Origin of the sequence: Bacillus sp. FJAT-27445, from assembly GCF_001510665.1 — a bacterium.
GTDB lineage: Bacteria > Bacillota > Bacilli > Bacillales > Cytobacillaceae > Bacillus_D.
In genome coordinates, this window is the sequence record NZ_LMTI01000003.1 from 436,275 (window position 1) to 461,506 (window position 25,232).

The window sequence follows — 25,232 nt, forward strand, 5'->3', positions numbered from 1 at the left end:
TAATTGTCTAATGTCGGGCAAACCTTTTTCTAAATTTCTTTTTCTAAATGGAGTTGTTTCAATTTCTCTAGCGAGTTTTTCTACATGGGTCAACCATGCAGCAAGAGCATAATGATCAGCTTCATAATTTAACGATTTCCTAAATGCTACGTGCTGTATAGTTGATACTGATTTTAAGGATGCCACTTCGAAGAATTTCCTTAACAAATTTAAAGTATTTTATCAGGAATGTTAAAACTGACTTCGATGCAAAGCGGACAAGTGTACTGGGGTCCCGTTAAAATTGTCAGACACTTTAATTAACCAAAATTTAAAATTATTAGTAACACCGTGACGATTTAATTTTAGCTTTATGTCTCAATGCTTTTCGAGATGTCTGTCTTGCTCCATGTAACGTCTAGGTAACACCCAGATAACACCGACTGGATATAAACCATACTGATAAAGATATATACTTGCAAATGTCTTTGCAAGGGAGGAAACCATCTGTTTTTGTCGAATAAATACTAAAAATGACAAAATTGGAGGATGGATGGTTTTGCCTGAAATAGAACCGCTTTTTACATTTATTGACCTCTGGACTGTATCCGGCCCTTTTATAATCACAGGAATCGTAGTTATTATTTATGCCCTTATAACAGGAATAATTTTAAAAAACTTGTCTAGAGGTTTACTAAAAGATTTGGCCAGGGTTGGAGTATATGTGGGTCTTTTTATCACAGCGTACTTTGCTTTACAGGTTTCAAGTTATATTTGGGGTCATTGACATGAAGCATCCTTATCTCCAAGCGATTGGAGAAATGAGGGTGCTATTTTATTTAGATAAAAGGGGATAGGAATATCAGAATAGCTGAATATTTGTCTAAAGAGCAAAAGCTACAGCTGAACAGGATTGCAGTACCAAATAATAAAGGAAAGCCTAAAATAAAAAAACGTAAGAAGAAGCAGAAACGGGTGAACTGGAAAGAGATTGTGGGCATGAACCAGGACACTTACAAACGAGTGAAAGAGCAGTCGGGATAATAAAATGTGTATTTATTTAGAAGAGCCCAATTAATTTCTAGGCTCTTTTAAATGTTAAACATTGTATTTTATTTCCCCATTATAGAAATTAGAAGTTCCTATCTGTACAGAGGTGAAATTCCACTCAGCTAATTGTTTTTTTATCTATGTAATATGATCATACACCTGTCCATTTCTTTGACCAGGATGGGGTAACATGATGTAGTTAAAACCACCAGCATTACTACTAAATTCAGCCTGGTATTAGGTCAGAAACGTAGATACAATTTTTTTCACTACCGCTTTCGCTTGGTGGCCTCTTCACAGAACTTGTCCGTTCTGGATTCGGTGTTTCCATTGTTGGTGGCTGTAAAAGTGGAGAGGAGCTAGTCTTAGTCAAACTCGCAATCGAACATTCTGCAAAGGAATTTTCGGATAGCCTTGCAGAAAGATCGATATTTTTCACAGTCAGCGATTACATTTCGAGGTTTTATCGTCACCTAAAAAAAGCACTTAGTAGATTAATCTTGAAAGGGATATATTTTATTAATACCAGAATTATTTTTGATGGATTAACCTGGGAGGACAGTATAAAAACACAGGAGGAAGTATTAGAGTTTAATAGAAACGAAAACATACAAACAAAAACATAGAAACAATAAAGTTAAATCCTTACCAAGATATACGCAGTATACGATTTTACATGCTTATTTTACGACTTAATAAAAGTTAGGGACAGAAGTGGATTATCTAATTATCCTACATCTTTCTTTGTAGTAGAACTAATATTACCCACAAACGTCCTGTTTGTATTTTCCCTTCATGATTGATCTTCTCGAATGAGGGTAAATACCCCTCGTTTTATAGAAAGTTAAACATACGACTACCTAGTAGTTCTAAACTTTACAAAATTACAAAAATAGGTTAATATTCCATTAATCGCCTTATTAGGCGAAATTTGTTAAATATGGAGGAATGCTGGGTATGAAATTTTACTTTAAAAAAAGGTTTTTAAAGGGGATGTTTGCTAGTTTACTATGTTTGCCTTTTTTATTATTCAACCATGAAGCTTTAGCTGTTTCCTATACTACTGTATATCTGGATAACGATGAAGGTGCTATTAATAGTACACAGAATCAATATGAAGGAAATTGGACATATCAGTCTTACACAGGAAGTTATAGGGGTGATCATCGTCTTACTTCTGGTACTGACGGATATAGGGGAGCATATGTATGGAAATTTGGTTATAAATCAGGGACTAGGGATTTTGCAGTCCATTTGAACCACCCTAACTTTACGGATCCTTCCGCAGAATATTTTGTTGCTGAAAATGGCACATATGGAAGGCTATATTTAATAGCAACTTTGAATCAAAACACTGCACCAGGTGGTTGGAATACGATTAAGGCTGGCTACTCTTCAAACACCAATTATTCACATTTAGTAGTAGGTCAATCTGTAGATGCTGCTAGCACAGGAGCGGACGGAGCAAGAATCATTTACGCAGAATAATTAAAGGAGAAGGATGTTATGAAATTAAAGAATCTTTTCTTAGGAGTAGGTTTGTCAGTACTAATAACTGGGGCGATTACAGGGACGATAGTAGTTAATAAGCTAGATAATCGAGCAATGGCAATGGAGAATCAACCAAGCGCTAGTAAACCCAAGACAGACCCTAACGAAGTCGTTACTAAAGAAGGTATTCATTTAAAAATGCTAAATTCGATAGATAATTTTGACAAAGCGGTAGGGAAATTTATATATCATAGTAGTAGTGCGGGTTATGAATATGAAGTAAGTTATAACGTTAAAACCCGAAAGAACGATTATAAATCTAACGTAAAAATGGTTTCTAATAAGGATTCAAGGGAAGTAGCTTATGATGGAAACAATTCGGTCACAATAGCAGATAATAATAGCAAATCATTCAGGAAATATAAAGTAGGGAAATCCACAGATGAATCGCAAACATATTCCAACAAAAAAGCCAAAGATAGGTATAAATTAGACCAGAATGGAGAGAAAGTATACGAAAGAAGGCTAGATCCAACTTATATGGATATGGCATCATTATCCTTATTCCCTGAGGACTTTGCTTTAGGTTTTTTGGAAGACTACAACAAGTGGGACATAGTTTCAGATAAAGAGAATATAAATGGATATGATGTAGTTATAATTGAAGGAGAATTAAATCCCTATTATCAAATGAAGCATAACGTAAAAAGCTTTAAATTATGGGTTGAAAAAAATACCGGTATTGTGTTGCAGATGGAGGAGTATAACCAAAATGGAGAAGCAACTGAATTCTTAAAGACGAAGTCAATTAAGATAAATGATACTAATCAGCCAGTTCCAGACATTATTATACCCAAAGATTATAAATTAGATATTTAATATCAAAACAAGCTACCCAAATATTTCTTCGGGTAGCTTTTGTTTTAATATTCTCCTGTTGAAATATCTCCTTTTGATTCATTATAAAATTTTGTGATATCAACAGGACCATTTATTACTAATTTTGTTGGGTAAAGATAGTCTACAATATCCCCATCATGATTATATGTTTCATATTTTATTAATACCCCGCTATCTTTATCTATCCACAAACGAAAAACTTCAGAAAGATTCTTTTCTTTTGCATAATTATTTAATAAACCTCTAATAACAACGGCCCTATGTCCGAGAATTTCTTCATTTTGTTTTTCGATTTCCCATGATGAAAGGTCTCGTGTATAATTGGAAGCAAGTTCGTAAGGGAATAATGAATTTGATGCATAACCAACATTTGGTCGCCCCCGGTATTTCGTCTCGTTTTCACCCTGCTCGTTTACATAAAAGGCAGATTTTAAATCTAGTGGTATAGAATCAATATCGCTACCCTCATAGGAAAATGACCGGGTTTCTTTCTCCTCATTTCTAATAATTGTCTCCTCTATAAATCCTCCTGCGTTTTCCCTCAAGCTTAATTCATAATTGACCATGATCGTCAAATTAATATTTGAATAATGAAGTTCAAACTGTCCCTTTGCTGTATCGAAATGGTCGACTGAATTAATCATCTTGGTTAAGATTTCAGTCTTTGTCAAATCCTTTTCAATTTCATTTTGTTTTTCTGGTGTAAAAATTGATTGTTTGACTATATCTTCTTTTTTAGTAATAGTATTTGCAGTGTGTCGCTCAACCAAAAGATTAGGTTGTTCATTATTTAAATAGCCAGTTTTAAATCCCACAAAATAAATAATGCCTACAAATATAAAAGATGTAAATAAAAAACTTAATAATGGAGCAAGTTTAAACTTATTAAATAAACGCTTTTTATTATTTGATTGTTCTATTCTACGCAAAATTGACTGTTCATGCTCATTTGTAAAACAAATTTCATTTAATACAGTGTTGTCCATTCGCTCTTTAAGGTTATTTAATTTATTTTCCATAGAACTCCCATCCTTCCTGAAGAGCTTTTTTTAATTTTTCGCGTGCCCGAAAAAGGCGCGTTTTAACTGTGTTTTCGTTAGTATTTAATAGATTGGAGATTTCTGAAATGGAAAATTCCTGATAATAGTATAGAATTATGACTTCTCTTAGCTTTATTGGAAGGTTCATGACCTGTTTTGAAATCATTTCATCTTCTTCATTACTGGTGGGTTCTTTAAAAAGTTGCTGTTTAAATTGTTTTATGTTGAAGACTTCTGAAATAAATATATTCCTATATTGCCAACTTTTAAGTATATCTTTGCAGCGATTTGTTGTTATTTTTATTATCCATGTTTTATAACTAGACTCGTATCTAAATCCATCAATCTTTTCAAAACACCTCAAAAAAACGTCCTGCGTTACATCTTCAGCCATTTGTTTATTTTTTAAATAGATGTAAGCTACACGCATAACATCATTTCCATAAGTTTTCATCAGCCATTTAAGGGTGCTTTCATGATCTGCCTCCTTAACCTTTACCTCTTTAGAGATGTGCTGTTTTACAATCAATTTTCTCTCTCCTAATAATTATTTAATTTATAGACGATTGTTACTCTTGTTAGGTTCCTTTTTAAAAAATTTAAATTCTCAAATTGTTGACTAACTGATTTTTACCTGGTGTAGCATCAGCTTAAATAGACATGAATTATAAGGCTTTAGAAAGGACCGACAATATGAAATTAGATTAGACAAATATTACTTTACCCTTAGCGGGATTCTGAAACAAACTACCTAACTCTAACATTACATTAGTAACCATGTTATTACATCATTTCGAGTTCCTTGTATTTTTAGAACCCTTTTGTTGTTTTGTTACTTCTTCTTCAAGTTCTATTGAAAAGACCAGAGATTTATATTCATCTGGTCTTTTGGTCGCGCGGCATGGGTGCATTCTATAGGGTGAAAGTCCCAAACCACGAAGGTGGTAGTAGTGGTTAGACATTAACGTAAAGGGGTCCACGTTGAGACGGAATCTGAAGGAAGCGAGCGGGAACCTCCCATCTGAGGAATACGAATTTCATATTAGGCTAGGTACCTTGGGGTGAGCATCCACAACAAGGTAAAGCCCTTTCTGCCGAAGGTGGTACAGAGTAAATGAAGCAGATAGGTGGAGGGAAAGACTGTACACTTACCATGGAATGTCTGGCTGAGATGCCAAGATCCCTTTGAAACCTGTTCAGCGATGGACAGGTACAGGTCAATAGCCAGAAGACCATACCAACTCGAGAAGCATGGTAAGGGCTGAACCAATGCAGTGATTGGTGAACACAGTCATACGGAAGGACTTGCCCGGAAGAGGAAACGGTGTATCCCGTGGGGGATTCTGAGAGGGTGGAAGCACATGAACTGGTGCAAATGGAACCCCTCATTTGCGCGGAAGGGAATACCAAAATGTTAATGGAACGAATCTTGTCACGTGGAAACCTTTTAACCGCTCTGAAAAGGATGGCACGGAACAAAGGCAGCTATGGTATTGATGGAATGCCCATAAAAGACCTGCGAAGGCATATAGTCGAAAACTTGAATGAGATTGTCTCAGCTTTAAGGGTAGGTACTTACCAACTTTTACCCGTTCGCTGTGTCAAAATTCCGAACCAATGCGGCGGAGTGAGGTTACTTGGGACCGCGATGGACTGTTTCATCCAACAAGCCATAGCCCAGGTATTAAGCCCAATCCAACACTCCTGCGAGAGTATCGGTGCGGGGAAACCTCACGTTGTTAACGCCGAGGAGACTTCACGACCACTCCGGAAAGGGAGTGGCGGGAGCGGAAATCAAAAAGACATAAAAAATAATAAAAAAACTGTAGGCCAACATAGATTTAATCGAATTTGTCTACAGCCTGGATTCCCTTTGGAGATGAAGATTAAGATACAGCTATTATTAATAAATAATTTTACCAAAGTTAAAAATAGGGAAAGAGGCTGTGTTTTCGATATCGACTTGGGGAACAGCTCATTGAACTAATTCAAGTGGAGAACATAAAAAGGCGGAATCGTCCCTTTCAGTCGGAAGGCAGGTATGTACCTGAGGGCTTTACCTAAATACAGGATGTGATGAACTTCCTAATACTTTCATAAATAAATTCCAAAAGCGATTACATGAGTAAGAACTATGGAAATGAAGTTCACAAGTATTTATCAAATTATTCTGTTATAAATTAAATTGGTTGCCTTTTTCTATTTAAATTCTCTTTATTAGGTATAACCGTTTTTGGGTTTCCTCTTGAATTAATATAGATTGATGTAATTAATTTTAAATCGACAAATATTTTGCGATTTCGTTACCAATATTGTCCATTTAATGATAGAATAAAATAGAACATATGTTCCTATTTTTATTAATTAAAATTCAGGGAGGTAAAGCATGGATGATAATCTTTTGAAGGAGAGTCTAAAACTTACTCTCAAAAGGTTAGCTTGGAGATTACAATATTACGAAAGGAGGCGGATAACCAATGAAAAACCTTTAGTAGAAGAAGTTTTAGGAACAACAGAACAAATAAATGAAAAACTATCAGATATTTATATTCAAGAAGTACTTGAAAGTTTGCCAAATAGAGCTAGATTTATAATTCAAAATATAGTTATTCATGGATTAACCGAGAAAGAAGTAGCCTTAAAACTTAATATATCAAGGCAAGGAGTATCCAAATGCAAAAACAAATACTTAAAGAAATTAAAGATGGAGATGGAGATGGAAAGTTTCGATCCATCCTGGAAAAGGCAAGAGCTGGAGATAACGAAGCGATGATGATTATTCTAGATTTTTTGCAAGAAGATATTAATAAATTATCACGATATAGTAGGAATCCAATAGAAGAATTTAATCAAGAGATAAAGACATCTCTTATCGAACTGGTACGCAGTGGAAACATGGTAATATAATTATGGAAACAATTTACACTTTGACTATCTTTTCTAGTTGCTTGGTCTTAGGGATTCTTTTTCGACAAATAGATATTCAATTGAAGATAAATAACATTCTTGACCTTCACCTAAAAGCAAACAAAGAAGAGCATGAAGATGATAAAAAAAAAGAGGATTCAACCCTAGAGTCGAATCCACTCACCGAAAAGAAATGATAAACGGGATGGCCCCCTGTTTATCTTTACTATTATAACACACTTAGGAGGAATCTCTCTTGCTTGAAATTTCACTTCTATTCATTACCTATTGTCTATTTAAAGTATATAAAAATCAATCGCAACTTGTAAAACGTCTGAACCAGTTTAAGTCCCACAAATGATTTTACTTTAAAGTCAAAGTCTTAGCTTTTATGACTTTGACTTGAATGGAATATCCTATTTTTATTTTAGTTGGTTTTTAGTCAATATCTTCCCCTTTATTCAAAAAGGGGGAGAATTGAATGAATACAGTAATATCCTCTGGATTTAGCGTATACCTTAAGGAACATTATGAGTTTTTATCACAATCACTTATTAAAAACTCAACTAAGTTCTTGCCCCATTCTGTAGATAAAGTCGGTTGTCAATGGACAAAGTGAAAAGATTTTTTTAAACCTCCATTATTATATAAGTGGAGGTTTTTTATGTTAATTTTCTCATATGCCTCTCAGGAAGTTGAACAGAATCGTGCCTTTTATCTAAATGTTTATGATTCTTCCCACCATCAACTTGTTTAATTTGATTTTTATAAAAAATTGAGAAATCATTACCCCAAAACAAATTAATTTCCCCTCAAAGTTAGGCAGACCATCTTACTGGGAGAGCCTGTTCAATGACCATTTAATGATGTTTGATAAGCATGTATTCCTGAGAAATGAAACTTGGGCGGCCGATGAGAATGAATTAATAGCAAATGCTATAAACAATCCGCAAGGCAGAAGAAGTAGAAAAAATATTTGAAAAAGGTGAGGGAAATCTGATAATGATAGATGACCTCGTTACGCTATGTGCGTTACCGCCGAGCCCAAAAAGTAATGACCCAAATTTTGATGACTGTCATCTTCCAAAACTTGAAAAGGTGGACCAAACTCCACTCGTTACAGAAAATTGGCTACACCTCACATATAATAGAATACGAATACTGCTATTAACCATTCAAAATACTATACAATAAATAATGGAATCCCTAAATAGTTTTAAGGATTTAAATCACTAATTTGTTTTTCAACAACGTGGGCAAGAACCAAATTCTATCCCTCCTCTATTTACAGTGGAGAATGTAGTAGCAAAGACATTAATACCTGCAGCAATGCATCGGCAGCTTTTTGTTTATAATCCGGAATCTTGAAGCTTAGTATGATCTATATCATTCTCGATAAACAAAACTTCAGTAAGAATTGCCCAAGGATTTATTTACAGATGAATCAATTACATAAATGTTTGCACCAAGTTGATTTTGGTTTTTTTAACACCTCAATTAGTTGCGTCTAAAGCACGATACAGTTTGGTGTTCACCTGGGACGCAAGAGAGTTTGCGTAACTAGAGGCTTTTTTCGTGAACCAAAGTTTCAACAACTAAACCACACCGGCATTGATATGAACATTTACGGAGAATTGTGCACTTTACGAATTTGAAGCGTTTCCCCTGTCAGTTAGTGAAACTGACTTATCAGTTGTTCTACTCATTATTGTTAAAGCGCCGTATGTGTTCAAGTAACTTTGTGATTAGTCTAGATGCAGTCAAGGGTAACTACTTTTCTTCCAGTAGTTCTGTACCACCATGACCCGCATCAACTGCTAGTGACATTCAAATCATCCGTTTCTGATTAGTTTTTTGCTACATAAGGTAAAATGAAGTGAATTTAAAGAAAAATCAACATTTAATTTTTTTGGAACCTAGTGAATAAAAATGAAACATTGAAGGTGGCTGTGCGTCTAAGGTACGAATGGTTAAAAGGATGTGAGGAAATGAATGAAATTGAGGAATTCTTGGGCTCAACTTTACTTTCAAAGGAAGAACTCTTTATAAGGCTTTTGGATTTATATGGGGATATGGTCAAAAGGGTGGCATTTACCTATGTGAAGGACATTAAATTGGCTGAGGATATTGTCCAGGAGGTTTTTATTAAGTGTTATAACAATCTTGCTTCCTTTCAAGGAAAATCAAAATACAAAACTTGGATTTATCGAATTACAATAAATCATTGTAAGGATATGTTAAGAAAAAAATTCTTCCTTTACTCTCCTTTTAATTATAAAAATTTACCTTCAAATATTAGAACACCAGAGGATATATTTCTGGAAAAGGATAAGCATTCATTTGTAACTAGCAGTCTATTAAATCTGTCAAAAAAGTATAGAGAGATATTATATCTTTACTACTATGAAGAATTAAAGTTAACGGAAATTAGTGAGGTAACAGGGTTAAATATAGAAACCATAAAAACTAGGTTACGACGGGGGAAAATGTTACTGAAAAAGGAAATGGAAAGGAGTAAAATTCACCTATGAATAGAGAAGAATGGCAAAACCTAAAAGGACATTTAGATAAAGGTATATATGGTGAAATAAAACTTTCCAGCAAGGAACGAAGAAACATACTTAATAAAACATTAGGAAAAGAAAATAAATCTCCATTTAATTGGTTTACGCATTCAATGGCTGTTCTGGCAACAATACTTCTTTTCGGAATTATTTCTTCTTATTACTTGCAACAAAAAGATGTTAACACGGCCTCATATGATCCTTCTTTCTCTAAGGAACAAATAAATACCAAAGGAAATACAATTACATCCAAAGAAAAAATCCAGATACTAAAGGATGTGGATCTGTTTAAGACTTTCTTCCGTATTGGAATGAACGAAAATGAAATATTTAAACTTGCTGGTAAAACAGGCCATGAAATAATACCGGGCAAAACTGAGGATGAGGGATACTTTATTGAATTTGAAAGATATAGAGCACCCGGTACCCCAAGAAAGAAGCTGGATTTTAAACCTGAGACCCAGAATATCAAGGATGAAAAGATTGGACTGCAAATAATAATTCGGATGAACAAAGATAAAAAAGCAGAAAATTATTCACTGCTATTTCTAGAAGATAATAAAGTTGTGATGCAATACAAGTCTGCTAAAGAGGAATACAACACGTGGCTTGAATAAGAAAGTAGAAAAAGGGGGAATACATGAATTGAATTCTCCAACAGCTATTAAAACTCTCGATAAAAAGGAAAATAAATTAATATACAATTGACCAAACAGAAGGAGTGAGTTCGAACTTATACAGCGGAGAAATTAAAATGGAAAGTCTTGTACACGAGTCCTTATCTCGAGTATGGTAAATTTACTATTGGATTTATGGTCCTTTGCAGGATATTCCCATTTCGAAGCCTATCTGCCATATGAAAAACGCAATATGGTTGGCTTCTATATTCTTACTATACAAATTAACAAGGGGGTACAGGAAGTTGAGAAAAGTCTTAAACTTTTTTATGGGTGCATTACTTCTGGTTGGGTGTTCATCTCAAAATGTTTCACCAAAACCGGAAGCACAAGCTAAGGAAGAAGCGATACCAAAAATTATAATTGAATCCGTAAAGCAAGAAACGGGGAAAGTACCGGATTTAGCTGAAGTGTTAAAATTAGACCACTTATCTTTGAATGATCAAATTCTTATAGCTGATAAAGGAGAGCAACAACTTTTCTATGTAACTAAATTGAAGAACCTAAAAAGACTGACCATCCAAAGGGTAAATACTAAAGATTTAGATTTTATCAAGGATTTAAAACAACTAGAATCCTTGGAGATAGCGGGGTATTCACCAGAACAAATACCAGACATAAATAACCTATCAAATCTTAAATATCTATTAATAGAAGAGAGTTCTTTAAAAGATTTATCAAAATTACGCTTATTATCCTCTTTAGAGACAGTTTCCTTCCGTAAAAATCTAATAACGGATATCTCTATATTAGGTTCATTTAAGAAATTGACCTTTTTAGACTTATCGGAAAACCCAATTACTGAAACTTCGGGTTTAACCAATCTACCTAATTTGGAAAGACTATCTTTAAGAAATACAGAAATTAAATCTCTAAAAGATTTAAGAAATTCCCAGCAACTAAAATATTTAGATATTCGAGGGACAGAACTAATCTCAATTAAAGACATTGCTAACCTTAAGAATCTTCAAACAGTCTTAGGGGATAAAAGTAAAATTAAGGATTTGTACCTTTTACCTAAATCGGTAGAATTTTTGGAAGCACCTAAAAATGATTGAAAAAAGGGCGGGTTCAAAAAGAAAACTTCTTATTGAACCGGCCCTCTTAATTTTTTTATAATGTGTACCTGTTTATATATTCTAACTCACCGCGTTGGTTAATAACATCTTGAAGGGTTACATTGGTGCTACTCCCTGGATCGTTTACATTTATCATACTTGCCGTAATTTGTGAGTAATAAGGGTTTCCATCAATATCTACTGAAAGAGTACCGGAAAATGCTTTTGCTACAACAGTATGTCCAGGAACTCTAATTAATACTGGCGTACCTTTGTTAACAATCAAATCAAAAATGTTACCCTTCAATGCACTAAATGTACCTGTGGTTTTATCATGATAAGAATGTCCATATTTGTTAGCGGCTGAAAGCCAGTTAAAAGGGCAGTCAGCCCCAGTAGGTTTTAGTGCATCAAGAAAAGTTCCTGGGTTTAAACTGTCACCAAAACCTTTAAATAACATTGCTACCGAGGTGATTATACAACCCTCAGCTTTCATTGTACCGCCGCAAGAAGTAATCTTGCTTCCCCATGTAGTATCAAATTGTTTGAAGCTTGGTGTTAAGAGATCACGGTTATAAGTTTTTGTTGCCATCTTTCTTTTCCTCCTTAATAAAGATACGAATTTTCTTCGTTCATTTATAAAGGAAATTATTCAAACAAAAATGCAACCAACTTTAGATAGATTTTTTAAAAAAAAATTGAGAATGGCCAAGAATTTGAATTATTACATTAAAAATCCGTGTTAATCTATTAAGCTAAGATTAATTTCAAGTGCATATATAACATAGATGCATCCACTAAACATAAAAGCACACAACAGGCATTTAATCTAGGCTCCTCTTCAACAGCCGGACAGGGTATAACGACTGGTTTGGGCTAGTGGACACTGAGCGAAGCAAAAAATGCAGAAAAAACGAACATTGAGTATCTGGAAGGAAATGGAGTGAAAAGGCATTTCAACAAGCTGCAGAGTGATATGGTACCCCTTATTTACCACACCGGATGGGGCATATTTTGAACTAGACAGCCAGGCTGATGGCAGCTATAAGTTAAAGCAGCCAGATAAAACCATAATGTATTTCGATTCAATGGGCAGGAACACAAAAGTGGTCAATAGGAAGGAAAATACGTTCTTTTACTCTTTTGATAGAATGGCCAACAAGATAAAAAAATAAGGGAACGATTCTGACCAGAGACAACCGGCACGGGAATCTTACTCGGCTATATTACGACTTCTTGGTTGTGGGATAAAGTGACGAATTTCAGGGGGACCGAAAACCTTCATCGACTACGATTATAAGTTGAAAGAATGGATGGTGGACTGTCTGTCAACTGTGCTTCTAGGCAGCTAACAAAACAATAAAAAAGATAAAAATAAAAGACATGTCTGCATAATCGCTAAAATTTTTTAAAACTATTAAAAGAACCGATCTTAGCGAACCGGTCCTTTTAATATAGTTATTTAATACAAATTGATGTAATGGTAGGTAATTTCGACTTTTTAGGGACTGTATCCGTTTATTGAATAGGAGTAAACGAAACCTGCCAAATCCCATTTTCGTTTCTTATCATTTTAAATCCAGATTTTACATCAGAATTCGGGTCTGGAAAATATTCTATATAACCTTCATAATCACTTGTTTGTATAAACTTACCATTTTCAATGTTTTTATATAACTCTAAGATTTGTTCGATTGTACCTCTATGGTCTTGTGAGATTTCAGCATCCTCTTCTTTTGTCCAAAGAATGAAATCCTTACGATTAGTGTATAGAGCATACGATACATCATGTCTTCCTTCCAATTGGGCCTTTACATAAAGTTTTGCAATACTTATCGGATTAAGTTTTTTTAAGTGTGCTTCATTCAAATCTTTAGAAAAATCATTATATACCTTAAATTCGTTCTCAGCTAAGGGATAATCAACCGGAGTTGTTTCTTTTATTGGATTTGAAGGGGTAACTTCTTCTTCACTAAAATTCGTAGGGATGTCTTCCTTTTTGTTTATTTGTTCATTTTGGTTTAATCCAAGTGAAATACTTTCAGGATTTTCTTTAATAAGGTTATGAACTGAAAAAATCATAATAAACAATAGAGCAACTGTTAAAAAGTTTGGAATCAACTTGCCTAATTTTTTTTTGTTCGTATTTTGTAATGGTTCTTCTAAAAGCTGGTGTTTAAGATTTTGTTTAAAATGTAATTTGGGAGTTAAATCTGGTCTATCCTTTAAAGGTTTTAAAAACTCATCATTTACTCTCTTGTTCATATGAAAACACAACTCCTTCCCCCACACTTCCGATATTTTTTTTCATCAATTGTATCGCTCTATGATAATCAACTTTAACCTTTGATTCCTTGCAATTTAGGATTTCAGCGGTCTCTCTAATGGAATATTCCTTCAATCCCCTTAAAATAACTACACTTCTATAATGAGGTTTCAAAGTTGTTAATGTTTTTTGTAGTAATTCCCAGTCGCTATTAGTATTTATTTTTGATTCGGGTATTCCTTCTTTACTAACCTGAGTATTCATTAATATATTTGGTAAAATCGAAATGATTTTCCTTTTTCGATAATGGTCAATACATGTATGCTTTGCAATTGATAAAATCCAGGTTTTCACAGAGGATTTGTAATTAAAAGAATGTAAGTTTTTTAAGACCTTTAGAAAAGTGTCTTGGGTTAAATCCTCTGCTTCATTCTTATTATTAGTGAAAAACAGCAAATAATGGTAAACGTCATCGAAGTACTTATTGTAGTAATCCTCAAAATTATATCTATCCACGTTTTCTAGCCCCCTTTAGAACCTTTATAATTAGTCGAATTAACAATAAAAAGGTTTCAATAAGTTTGAATTATTGTAAAAATTTACTTATTAAAATATTATTACAGTTAGAATTTAGAAGAGGGAATCATTCTGAGAGTCCATATTGTCATCAGAAAGCTATGGGCAATATTGAACCAGCTATTTATGTACTAATGGATAGTTCTAAATCGAAATTTTTTTTAGTCTTAAAGGTGTCATGTCCCTACTGTTCACCCTTTATACTTAATAAAGCTTCAATAAGGACGTGTTCAATTTGAGGAACAATATAATTCTAGGAAATATGGACTATGTTTCAAAGATAATGACAGAGGAGAGCAGGGGAGCCTAATATATTGAGGGGGTTGGGTAGTTACATCACCTAAGTCAGAATTCTTGAAGGCTATTCACCATGAAAAAGGAATTGCCATTAAAGCTGAGAATTTGACTAGCATAACCGGGCATCTTGTTGAGATAATCCATCATTCGGGCTTTGAAAAACAGGATTGTTCAAATAAGTACATTTATTAATGGTGAAGATTCAAATAAATCAGGAAAAATAATCCAAACCCAATGTTGTCAAAATTGAGCAGACAGATTTTAAATGTCAGTTGGACATCGATTTTTGTTCTTCAAATACCTAAATTCTATACTACGCATCAAATTTTGGTATTGAAAAATTGAGTCTTAAAACCGTAGCCGGTGTCAGACTTGGTTAAAGGACACTTTACACTTTTTGGTCTTTAAATTTCCTAAAAAAGTAAGAATATATTCTTCAGTTCAGTAGGGGGAATCCTTCAAAAAAATTTAAACGTATAGATATTAAATTCAGCTGGACGAATTAAGGGTTAAAATGGCCTAGTACAAAAAATCAGGTGTAAAAGTCGATATAGAGGGAAACCATTTAATTTAGATTTCCCTTTTGTTTCGGATATATTCAGTATATCCATAGTAATAAACTGAGATTCACTTGATATCTCTTTCTGAAACATGATAAAATCTGGCGCGTAACGTCACTAATCTTTATTTTTCCCGTACTTGTTTATAAAACAATATATAGGAACTTTTACAATATTTCTAGAATATAAAAATAGACTTGATCTGTATTATCTTTTTTTGCAAAAGCTAAGTAACCATTTTCAAAAAGTGGCTTGGATAGTATTTCTTGAAACCCGGTAATTGAATACACAGTTTTCTTTTTTAAGTCAGTAATTAAAATATCATTCATTCCATATCTAAATATTAATGTGTTTGAATTAATAAAAATTGGTGAATCTGTAGTTAAGGAATCACCTGTAGAATATAATATTTCGGTGTTAGGGTTTGCAATATCAAACGCTGCAAGATAACCTTCTCCTGTATATGCAAAATATTTTTCATTTGAAGAGAAATCAATTACTTTATCTTTTGTAAGAAGGTGCTTTTTATTATTCTGATGATATAAACTTATATCAAAAGATTTCCCCTTTTTATTAAAGATTGATTTATAAATTAATATCTTATCTTTTACTCCTTTTTGTAATATATAGTACTCACCTTGTCTTGTTTGATCTTCATCTAAGATGGTTTTTGTGACACTTATTTTTTGCCCTGAAATGTAATTATACTCTACTACCTTGGAAATTAATTTTGTTCCTTCGAATGAATATTCAATCCAATTAATTGTGTTTTCCCCATAGCGTAAAGTTGGAGGAGGGGTATCTCTATAACTTCCTCCTGATGCTATATCGATTACTAAGTTGGTTTCTAAATCAAGAGATTTAATTTTCCAATCAACATCCGTAAGCTTTGTAGTATCATATTCCGTCCAGTATAATTTACCTTTTAACCCTAATACATTTCCTATTCCCTCATTCTTATAAATAGTTTTACAGGTTTGATCTTTTCTAGAAAATCCAATAATCTTATCTTCCCCTTGTAAAATTTCATAAAATACGATTCTATCTTTATCAATATAAGAGGGGGCAATTAAATTTGATTCTAACTTACACCTTTCAGATAATTTATATTCAATTTTATTTATTTTATTTTCCGGCAATTTTTCAACCATCTTAAGATTAAAAACTTTCTTTTCTTCGAAAGTTTTTTTCATTCCAATTGCTGCTTTGTTATTCCCCTTTTCTTTGAAAAATGCATTTGAGATAGAAAAACATCCTGTAAAAACTAAAGTTATTAAAATTAATATGGGTAATAATCTTAATAATTTCATTTTCTTTTTCACACTTTCTTTTTGTATTTAAATATAAACCCATCTGAATTAACTTCAGATGGGTTCTTTCATTAATATTGTAATGCTTGTCTAAAATGTGCATTATTAGCGTCATATACTCCCCTATGTGGGTGCCAAACATTCCCTAATGTAACTCCTCTACCCCCTTGATCAAATGGATCAGTTAACCTCATTTGTACAGGGCTAGTTCTGGAGTCATATCCTGAAACATTTAAAATATGACCTTCCACTGGGGTTGTGTATTTAGGCATATATTGAGACGTAATTTTCAAATCTAAGACTGCAGGATAATTATTTTGTATACCATAATTTGTTTTACTAGTCCAAGATGCATAATCACCAATTGAGGCATAAACATAAGTATTCATATTTTGATATTTGTTTAATATATCATCAATTCTAGTGAAATCTGTTCCATCTCTGGTAGTGCCCAATTCACTAGCATAATTACTTTGTGTTTTAGAAGTACCAGTTAAATATTGTAGCACTTGTTTAACTGTTGCTGGTCCACACCAATAACTGGTTTCTTGTTGGTAAGAAGGAACGGATAACACTTTATATGTTCCATCAGGTAATGACAGTGTACTAAATTTGGGTTTGGTCGCTTCCTCTTTTTCAGCAAAAACTCTTTCTTGTTCTGGGGTTTTTATATCTTCTGTTAAGCTTGGATCATCCCCAGTTCCAGCAGCATTTGCTATTATTCCGGGTAACAGGAGAGAACTTATTATTATTGTTGAAGTGATCAATTTCTTCATTATACATCCTCCTATTAAAATAGATTTACAATTACCTATATATGTTATTTATAGATAAATTTTACATTCCCTCCTTTATCATAAAAGTTACCATATATTTTAAATTTTGTAAATTTTTATCATATTTTATTAAAAATTGTTGCATGGACGTATCCATGGCTTAGTGGATAACTATTAATCTGGAAATAAGGGTTTAACTATTATACCAAGTTCCTTAGTTAGCGGTGCAATGGCTGCACCAGGATTTGGACTATCCGTGCAAGTAGATAGAAATGCTGGCAAAAGTGGTACCGGCACAGTGTTGAAGGCTAAAAAGGCAGGTACAGGCTAGTTTAGGAGAAGCTCCAACATCTGTAGCTGTCGGACCAATTGGAGGCGTTGCTGGTGGTCGAGGAACAGGCCATATAATTAATACTTCTTCCTGGTATGATAGAAGCCACCAGATAATTAAATTTTTGAATTTTCACCTAAAAAAACCTCTGAATTTACCGTTTGATTATAGAGTCTAATTCTACAGTGATTTATGGAAGGAAGTATTTGAACTTCGAACAGAAACTTCCAAAACCTATAAGTATCCGGATGGAACTTATAAAGCGGAAGTCATGACGGACCAATCCATTACAAACGTGAGGATAAGTGTGAAGAGATAGATAATGTGGTTGTAGTACTTTTCTCAGCCTGTACAATACTCTATTCCAGTTTGTCGTAAATGAGGTAGTTAAAAACCAAATTATACGTATAACACCAATTAACCTGAAATTGAAAAGTACAGTAAAGTGCCTAAACCCTTGATAGAAAAAGGAATGAGGGGCTTTTTTCTTCTGATTTAAGCAAAACCAAGATTAACTTGAAATGATTTATGTGAAGGGAGGGTTGAGGCTATTTTTTTAATATCTAATTAATAGAAGGAGGAGCATTCCTTAAGGAAAATAGATTTTGAACAAAAAAATAACCTTTTGGAAAATAGTCCTTGGTTAGAAAAAAGACATATAGTTTCCTTGTTTAACTGTTTTCCAAAAGAAAATACTAGTCCTGTTATTTAAAAGTGCTGAATACTGAATTAATGATTTAAAATATTTACTTTTGAAAATATCAACCCCTCTTGGTTTTGGATGTTTTTATTTGTATGAAGAATAGGTAACGCTTTTTTAAGGAGTTAGCACTTCCCTTTTTAACTATATCAACTAACATCTATAAATTAGTTTGCTAGTGAAATAATTTATTGCTGTTAAAATCTTACATAAATTTACTATAATTCAGTTTGAAAATGGAACATGCGTTTCACTTTTGGTTGCTTTTTCTCTTTCAATTACTCCTTTATATATGGAGGTGTAGTTGTTTTGAAAAGGTATAATTGCATGAGCGAATATGAAAAAGAGAACGCCGCTTTTCTAAATCAACCAATAATAAAAAGCTTCTTAGATAGGGAGCCAGATAACATACGTCTTCTTGAATTAGCTTTTACTACAGGTGATAAAAAGGCTATGGAGGAGTTAGATAGAAAATTTGTAGAACATTTTTATTTCTTTCGGTTACTTAAATATATTTCCTCGGTCTCTTACTATTTCTCTATTGATTTCGATAAAAACCACAGAAAACAAAAAGACCGTTTTCCTTTACTGCTAGACCATACAGATAAAAGTGCAAATACATTAATTGAATTTTTATCATACAAACGAGGATTCTCACAAGATGATGTATATTCTGCTGATTTATTTATTTTAGATGTAACTGGCGATGAAAATCTTAACAAAGTTCTAAGCAATTTAACAAAGAAAGAGCGTGATATCCTTCATTTGCTCATAATCGAGGGAATGAAGCAAGTAGATGTAGCTAAGATTTACGGGGATACTCCTCAAAATATAGCAAAAACAAAGAAAAAGGCTTTAGAAAGAATTAGAAAAGAGTACAAGAAAGGAGGTAATTAATATGAGGATTAATAAGAATGAAATATTAGTAAAGGCATTAAAAACTATGACACCAAAAATAAAAAAATCTCTATTAAATGTGGATAGAAATGAAAGAGAAGACCTAGAACAAGAAATAAAACTAAGGGTTATTGAGGCAGTCATTAAAGAAAAAATCTCACTCCCCCCTACATTTTGTGTCTATCAAGAGCAATATCAGAGCAAAAATATAAACATGAGATAATTCTAAAAAGGTTCCTGTAGTTAAGACACTTTGAAAAGAGTGTCTTACCTCCAGGTATTTTTTTATAACTGATATTCAATATAAGGATATGGACAAAACGAGTAAAAAAATTTACAACCAAAAAGATATAGATGCTTCAAAATCTAGAGCGGTTAGTGAACAAGCATTACGATTTTATAGAATAAATTATAGATAATAACAACAGACAAGCGTCAAGCAAACTTCCCTCAATGTAACGTTATAGAAATAAACGAAAGGAACAGTCGCCCATGGATTAAAGATTGTTATTTAAAATAAGGTTTAATCTGACTACCAAATACAAAGGAGGCAGCCAAACAAAGAATATAACTAAGACGATTGAACAGGTTGGATTTTAGCAGAGCACCAAGTTTTTGGGGACCTCTTTACTGTTTCGCATTCCGGATATTACACATACTATTACAGATATCTGGAGGCATCCACCACCCCGGGGATAATTAATGGCTTATAAATGCCAAAAGGTCTAAGAAAGATTCACGCTAAAGGATAAATAAGTTTGGCAATCCTTCCCCCAGAAGAGTCAAACCTCATTAATGGAAACAATATAGTATCATTACTTATAAATGTACACTTATTTTAAATAACTGTAATCGCATTCCCTTACGTGTTATACATAAAAAACAAGCCAACCAATAAAATCCTGACATACATGTATCTAAGCGGGGTGGAGGTGACCCTACAACCCAGATATTCCATAAATTGATTAATTATCATAAAAGAAAGGTAAGCTCCATAAGGATACCCTTATCCACTCGGATCAATGCTAACATTACAACTAGCCATGATAATACAGCCTTTGAAAGGAATATGGACAGGGAACCCCCTGTCACGGAGAGGAAACTATAGGGAACTTCAAGCTACCTATTTTTATTTTCTCCTTGACAGGGTAGAGCTTACGGAGCTAGCTTCTTTTTTATAAAGGTTAACTAATATATTTATAACTTCTCTTTATATTCAAAGGAGGTGTCTCATTTTGGGGATGGATATAGCACAGATTATTACGATTTTAGGTAATTTCGGCTTTCCGGTGGCAATAGCTATCTATTTATTGCTTCGTTTTGAAAAAAGAATTGAAGGCCTAACAGAAGCAATAAGCAAGTTACAACAAATTATGAATAAAAAACTCTAGTTTTTAATGTTAGGAGGTAGACAAACTCGGTGAAAGTGTTTGCTTACGGTCATTTTTTTGTATTGTGGAGTTTCACTTGTTCAGCTGATTCAACAGGAGTCTATGCTTCTTTGACTCCAATCAACAAATCTCCTAAACTTAACTGGCTTTTACCGTAAGATATTATAAAAAAGAACCATATAACTATTAATCTGACCATTAAAAGGAAACTTTCGGAAATAATTCAAAAAACGATAACAATTAAAGATGTTCACTTTAGAACAACTTGAGTGGAAGTTGGAAAGCATAAAGTTATTGCCGTTGACACAGCTATAAACCCCCAGCTATTAAGAAGGTTATGTAAAAATTTAATAACTGCTTTTCGTCATAACCACGGACAAGGTAGAGGGGTTTTCTGTTAAAACTATGTATATAACAAATTCAATTACTTCTTTTATATCTACCAGCGAGAGCCTGCATTATCCGACTACTACAAAAGAGGGATATGCTAATATAAATCACCGAAATATTCTTTGCGACCTGGCTTAGCTCAATGCATAGAAAGTAAAGAATTCACAAAAGGTAGAAGAAAATCATTGGGTGATAAACAAGATTAAAATCAATCTATGAGAAGCTCGTGGAAACCATTCTTATATACTTGAACGGACTAAGGGATTGTCTATGCATGCAGGCGAAGCATACTTTCGCTGCCTTAAACTAAAACTGGTCAACTGGAAGTGCCGAGGTCCAGTGATGGCCAAAAGCATTGCTGAAAGAGATTTGACTTTTTATGAAAATCCAAAAAGGGGTTCGGAATGCAACCATTCCAAACCCCTTTTGTCTATAAGTTGTGGTAGAACAAATTCCTAGCTCATTTTCTGTTTACATTGGAGGTAGAGAAGCAGCAAATGCGTCTATACCTGCTGCAATTGCATCTGCAGCTTTTTGTATATAAGCTGGATCTTGTAGCTTAGCTCGGTCTGTGGCATTGTCAATAAACAATACTTCTGGAAGAAGCGCCCATGCTTTATTGTAGGCCGGATTAACAACCCTAATATCTTCGCCACGTTGACTCGGAGCCTTTTTAACTCCTCGATTGGTTACACTTAATGTACTAGCCAATCTGTTGTTCACATTTAACGCAAGAGAGTTAGCGTAACTAGAGGAATTATCGTGAACCCAAGTTTCAACTCCAGTACCTCCTCCAGCATTGATATGAACACTAACAAAGATGCTTGCACCATAGGTATTTGAAGCTGCTATCCTCTCATCAAGTGTTAGAAAAGTATCGTCAAGTCTACTCATCTTTGTCGAAGCACCGTAGGTATTGCGTAACTTGTTGCTTAGTCTGCTACCGATGTCAAGTGTTAAATCCTTTTCTAACACTGTTCCATAAGATGCCCCAACATCTTTTCCACCATGACCAGGATCAATAAAGATTTTCCAACCATTTAGTGCCATTCAAATCTTCCTTTCAATTATAATTTTTGTTACAAAAGATAAAGTGAAATAATCAGCAAAAAAACAACCATTTAGAAAAAATAATTTACTTAAAAATGAAACATTAAAAAATTGCTGGTCGTCTAAGGTTTGAATAGATAAAAGGATGTGAGTACATGAATGAAATAGGGGGAATTTTGGACACAACTTTACTTAACTTTCAAAAGATGAACTTTTAATAAGGCTTTGGATTTATATGGTGATGAAGAGTGGCATTAACCTATGTAAAGGACCAATCTGACTGGGAATACGGGGTATGAAATAATAAGAGGAAAATTATTAAGTAACAAGGGTATATGGCACCGAATACAACATATAAGAATCTGGACCTTACCTTACCTAATGTTCATAACATAAAAAGGAGAAAAATAGGATTGCAAATTATAAATGGGATGCACAAAGCTAAAAAAGCAGAAAATTATTCACTGATATTCCTGAATGATGACCTGTTATGCTCCAATACAAGTCAGCACAAGAGGAATACACTAAGCCAATTGAAAAAAACTTACAAGGGAGGGGAATCGGAGAATGAAAAAAGTGATACTCTCTATTATTTTCTTAGTTTCTATACTTAGTGGATGCGGAGTTTTAGAAAAACCACCCCAAACAGCTTCAAATGTTGGCATGGAAAAGACTAAAGATGTTGAATTGGTAGAAGTTAATCAGGAAAACGAACAAGATATTGAATTGACTTCAGAGGAACAAAAAATATTAAAGAAGACAATGAATCTCTCCTTAATATTATTTAAAGCAATGAAGGAAAAGGATTATAATACCATCAAACTATTATTATCTCCAACAGCAGCTGTATCTCTCGACGAAAAGGGAAATAAATTTATAGAGGATGCGCCATATGGAAAGAGTGAGATTAATTTATACAGTGGGGAAATAAATATGGAAAACCTTAAATACTCATTCCATAACTTTGAAGAGAATGGTAATTTTACAATTGGATTTATGGTTTTTAGAGGAGATTCCCATTTCACAGCATATATGACATTTGTAAAAAGCAATAATGGTTGGCTTCTTCATTCATACTATACCAACTAACAGTAGGGGATAGTAAATGACCTTTTGGGACAGCCTCGCTTTTTGAATTTAAAAAGAATTTAATACACCTTTTATGTATATGGCTCCATCTAAATTTATAAATGGAAAACTAGTGATACAGGATTTGGTAATATCCTATTTGAAATAAAGTATAGGTTAATTGAAGAAGGGAATAATATATATGTAGGAGGCATGAGGTGTGAATATTGTTTTCTCAATTATAATATTATTTTCTTTATTGGTATCTACATTTACATCTGTTCTGACATTAAAAATGAGAAATAAAAAATGGCTGGGTATGTTATCGGGTTTTTTTATAAATACACTAATTTTAGTAATAGCAACGTGGTTTTTCTACATTTTAGACGATGAAATAAGATTGTTTGGCTTTGGTCATTCCGGTCTTTATGTGTTGATATTTTCTATCCCAATATTAACATGGATAAACTTCTTTATTCTTAATTTTGTAAGAAGTAGGGGAATGAGAACAAAAGATTAAAATACAATCTTATTCAGCAATTCCATGAAAAAAGGGATGTCATTCTTATTTTTACGAACTATGCAAAACTAGTCAAAAATCGACAGATTTTTTTGCAAGACTCAAGTTATTAAAAAGGCACTCCTTGTAAGGAAATATCGTCCATAAAAAATGTCGTAAACCCTTGATGCCAACGTGTTTACGGCGTTTTTCAATTGTTTCAATACAAGGAGAAGAGACTTTAACACAATTTATTATGCGGACTGGTCCCCTCAGGTGGGATTTTACATTTAGAAGTATGAGAGAAGTGATTGTGAGGAGAAAACAGCTGTAGGAAAGTGTATATTGAGTTTCTACTCTTGAGAAGAAACCAGAGTATACGTGACAAAGAAGACCAAGTATAGTATAGATTCAAAGAAAAGCAAAGAAAACTTACCAACCGTCATTGGGGTACCAGGATGGAACCCCGTATTGGAAAGATAAACAAATTAACTTAATGGCTTTTCAGGGGTAGGAAGTACCTTTTTTCGCAAACCAAGGAGTAAATGCAACTTCACCACACCCGCTTTTGTTTTGCGGAAATTTGCCAATATTAAATTTAGTGGCAATGTACTCGAATCAATGAATTTCGGGAGTATCACCATTTAAGTATAGTGAGTTTTGGCATGGACTTGAATGTGCAGTAAATCCCTTGGCGTACTTTGGAAAAAAAGATGGCAAGGGTGATAAAATATTGCGGCCATAATCATAAATAAATGTTATGAATCAAATCACAAAAAAGTTTGAAAAAACGTATAATTTAACAAAAACAGGGACTAAATAGATACTATTTAGTCCTCAAAATTGTTGCTATTGTATTTTTTTTCCTCAAAACGAACCCGTTACCTTTAGCGGTGAGTTTTAGTTATTCCTAATTTTCATTAATAGGGATTTAAATGGGTGAATTTGAACCAAGGATTGAATTGAGGCTATATTTTACTCCGAAATCATTTTTGGTCTGAGTATACCACCAAACAAAGAAAACAGGTAAAAGATATAGGGCTTTATTATGAATGGGAAGTTTCTATTGGAGTTTGAATTTTCTTCTTAATTGCTCATAAGATTTGTTCCCATATTCAATAATCTTGTCCTTCATCAATCTACCCACAACAATCCCTATATTAATATTCATTTCCTCTGCAAATGATCTTAGTTTAACCTTATCTAAGTGATGACCGGCATTAACAAAGTGTTCATAAGCACTATTTGGTATTAAGTTGTTCAAAGCAAAATTATCTGCATCTTTTTCAAGTTCATTACTTGAGTAATCTTCTCCATCAATAAATATTTCAGATTTCATCTCTTGGAAAACATGACCAATTTCGTGGAACAAAGTAAACCAAAAAATATCTTCATAACTGCCTTTAGCTGTAATAGCTATCATTATTTTTTCATTGGATAACCATTTTGTTGCAC

Annotated in this window: 23 protein-coding genes; 13 read left to right on the plus strand and 10 right to left on the minus strand. The window is 33.4% G+C overall.

Features of this window, described 5'->3' with window-relative positions; translation table 11 throughout:
- Positions 1-186, minus strand: a 186-nt coding sequence (locus AR337_RS23615) for a hypothetical protein (protein ID WP_216637373.1), incomplete at its 3' end; no start/stop codon positions are given.
- A 352-nt stretch (positions 187-538) separates the two neighbouring features.
- Between AR337_RS23615 and AR337_RS10500 the strand changes: the two genes are divergently transcribed.
- From AR337_RS10500 to AR337_RS10510, 3 genes are all read left to right on the plus strand, one after another.
- Positions 539-766, plus strand: a complete 228-nt coding sequence (locus tag AR337_RS10500; protein WP_156424364.1) for a hypothetical protein — start codon at positions 539-541, stop codon at positions 764-766.
- A 1,220-nt stretch (positions 767-1,986) separates the two neighbouring features.
- Positions 1,987-2,517, plus strand: coding sequence for a hypothetical protein (locus AR337_RS10505; protein ID WP_059171957.1), 531 nt, complete (start codon positions 1,987-1,989; stop codon positions 2,515-2,517).
- A gap of 18 nt (positions 2,518-2,535) precedes the next feature.
- A complete protein-coding gene (locus AR337_RS10510) occupies positions 2,536-3,399 on the plus strand; it encodes a hypothetical protein (protein ID WP_059171958.1) in 864 nt (287 codons plus the stop codon).
- Positions 3,400-3,443: 44 nt separating this feature from the next.
- Here the strand turns inward: AR337_RS10510 and AR337_RS10515 are convergent, their stop codons facing one another.
- Positions 3,444-4,439, minus strand: coding sequence for a hypothetical protein (locus tag AR337_RS10515; protein ID WP_059171959.1), 996 nt, complete (start codon positions 4,437-4,439; stop codon positions 3,444-3,446).
- Positions 4,429-4,989: a sigma-70 family RNA polymerase sigma factor gene (locus AR337_RS10520; protein WP_059171960.1), complete on the minus strand. Its 561-nt coding sequence runs from the start codon at positions 4,987-4,989 to the stop codon at positions 4,429-4,431. The genes AR337_RS10515 and AR337_RS10520 overlap by 11 nt, the downstream gene beginning before the upstream one ends.
- 1,857 nt (positions 4,990-6,846) lie before the next feature.
- Between AR337_RS10520 and AR337_RS10530 the strand changes: the two genes are divergently transcribed.
- From AR337_RS10530 to AR337_RS10550, 5 genes are all read left to right on the plus strand, one after another.
- Complete coding sequence (locus AR337_RS10530) at positions 6,847-7,233, plus strand: sigma factor-like helix-turn-helix DNA-binding protein (protein WP_059171962.1); 387 nt, start codon at positions 6,847-6,849, stop codon at positions 7,231-7,233.
- On the plus strand, positions 7,233-7,367 hold the full coding sequence (locus tag AR337_RS24045; RefSeq protein ID WP_367576258.1) for a hypothetical protein: 135 nt from the start codon (positions 7,233-7,235) through the stop codon (positions 7,365-7,367). The genes AR337_RS10530 and AR337_RS24045 overlap by 1 nt, the downstream gene beginning before the upstream one ends.
- A 1,988-nt stretch (positions 7,368-9,355) precedes the next feature.
- A complete protein-coding gene (locus AR337_RS10540; RefSeq protein WP_059171964.1) occupies positions 9,356-9,898 on the plus strand; it encodes a sigma-70 family RNA polymerase sigma factor in 543 nt (180 codons plus the stop codon).
- Positions 9,895-10,548, plus strand: coding sequence for a hypothetical protein (locus AR337_RS10545; RefSeq protein WP_059171965.1), 654 nt, complete (start codon positions 9,895-9,897; stop codon positions 10,546-10,548). Before AR337_RS10540 ends, AR337_RS10545 begins: the two co-directional genes overlap by 4 nt.
- Before the next feature lie 305 nt (positions 10,549-10,853).
- Positions 10,854-11,666, plus strand: coding sequence for a leucine-rich repeat domain-containing protein (locus tag AR337_RS10550; RefSeq protein ID WP_059171966.1), 813 nt, complete (start codon positions 10,854-10,856; stop codon positions 11,664-11,666).
- Between the two features lie 55 nt (positions 11,667-11,721).
- On the opposite strand, the gene AR337_RS10555 is transcribed toward AR337_RS10550, so the two are convergent.
- From AR337_RS10555 to AR337_RS10585, 5 genes are all read right to left on the minus strand, one after another.
- Positions 11,722-12,258 carry a hypothetical protein gene (locus tag AR337_RS10555; protein WP_059171967.1) on the minus strand — a complete coding sequence of 179 codons (537 nt, stop codon included), beginning with the start codon at positions 12,256-12,258 and terminating at the stop codon, positions 11,722-11,724.
- Between the two features lie 926 nt (positions 12,259-13,184).
- Positions 13,185-13,931, minus strand: a complete 747-nt coding sequence (locus tag AR337_RS10565) for a hypothetical protein (RefSeq protein ID WP_059171969.1) — start codon at positions 13,929-13,931, stop codon at positions 13,185-13,187.
- Positions 13,912-14,448 carry an RNA polymerase sigma factor gene (locus AR337_RS10570; RefSeq protein WP_059171970.1) on the minus strand — a complete coding sequence of 179 codons (537 nt, stop codon included), beginning with the start codon at positions 14,446-14,448 and terminating at the stop codon, positions 13,912-13,914. Before AR337_RS10570 ends, AR337_RS10565 begins: the two co-directional genes overlap by 20 nt.
- Positions 14,449-15,532: 1,084 nt before the next feature.
- The gene (locus AR337_RS10575; protein ID WP_156424365.1) at positions 15,533-16,675 is read right to left on the minus strand and encodes a hypothetical protein; all 1,143 of its coding nucleotides are present in this window, start codon (positions 16,673-16,675) and stop codon (positions 15,533-15,535) included.
- A gap of 71 nt (positions 16,676-16,746) precedes the next feature.
- Positions 16,747-17,451: a C39 family peptidase gene (locus AR337_RS10585; protein WP_059171973.1), complete on the minus strand. Its 705-nt coding sequence runs from the start codon at positions 17,449-17,451 to the stop codon at positions 16,747-16,749.
- Positions 17,452-18,791: 1,340 nt separating this feature from the next.
- Here AR337_RS10585 and AR337_RS10590 point away from each other — a divergent pair.
- From AR337_RS10590 to AR337_RS10600, 3 genes are all read left to right on the plus strand, one after another.
- A complete protein-coding gene (locus AR337_RS10590) occupies positions 18,792-19,379 on the plus strand; it encodes a sigma-70 family RNA polymerase sigma factor (RefSeq protein WP_059171974.1) in 588 nt (195 codons plus the stop codon).
- A 1-nt stretch (position 19,380) separates the two neighbouring features.
- Positions 19,381-19,602 (plus strand): hypothetical protein, encoded by a 222-nt coding sequence (locus AR337_RS10595; protein ID WP_059171975.1) that lies wholly within the window; start codon positions 19,381-19,383, stop codon positions 19,600-19,602.
- 1,018 nt (positions 19,603-20,620) lie between these two features.
- Positions 20,621-20,770, plus strand: a complete 150-nt coding sequence (locus AR337_RS10600) for a YvrJ family protein (RefSeq protein ID WP_059172237.1) — start codon at positions 20,621-20,623, stop codon at positions 20,768-20,770.
- Between the two features lie 861 nt (positions 20,771-21,631).
- Here AR337_RS10600 and AR337_RS10605 read toward each other — a convergent pair.
- Positions 21,632-22,210: an N-acetylmuramoyl-L-alanine amidase gene (locus AR337_RS10605; protein WP_059171976.1), complete on the minus strand. Its 579-nt coding sequence runs from the start codon at positions 22,208-22,210 to the stop codon at positions 21,632-21,634.
- Positions 22,211-22,777: 567 nt separating this feature from the next.
- On the opposite strand from AR337_RS10605, the gene AR337_RS10610 reads away from it, so the two are divergent.
- Positions 22,778-23,299, plus strand: a complete 522-nt coding sequence (locus tag AR337_RS10610) for a hypothetical protein (RefSeq protein ID WP_059171977.1) — start codon at positions 22,778-22,780, stop codon at positions 23,297-23,299.
- 199 nt (positions 23,300-23,498) lie between these two features.
- Positions 23,499-23,798, plus strand: a complete 300-nt coding sequence (locus AR337_RS10615) for a hypothetical protein (protein ID WP_059171978.1) — start codon at positions 23,499-23,501, stop codon at positions 23,796-23,798.
- A 1,042-nt stretch (positions 23,799-24,840) separates the two neighbouring features.
- Here AR337_RS10615 and AR337_RS23500 read toward each other — a convergent pair.
- Positions 24,841-25,232: ImmA/IrrE family metallo-endopeptidase (locus AR337_RS23500; protein ID WP_172797536.1), on the minus strand; the 392-nt coding region annotated here is incomplete at its 5' end.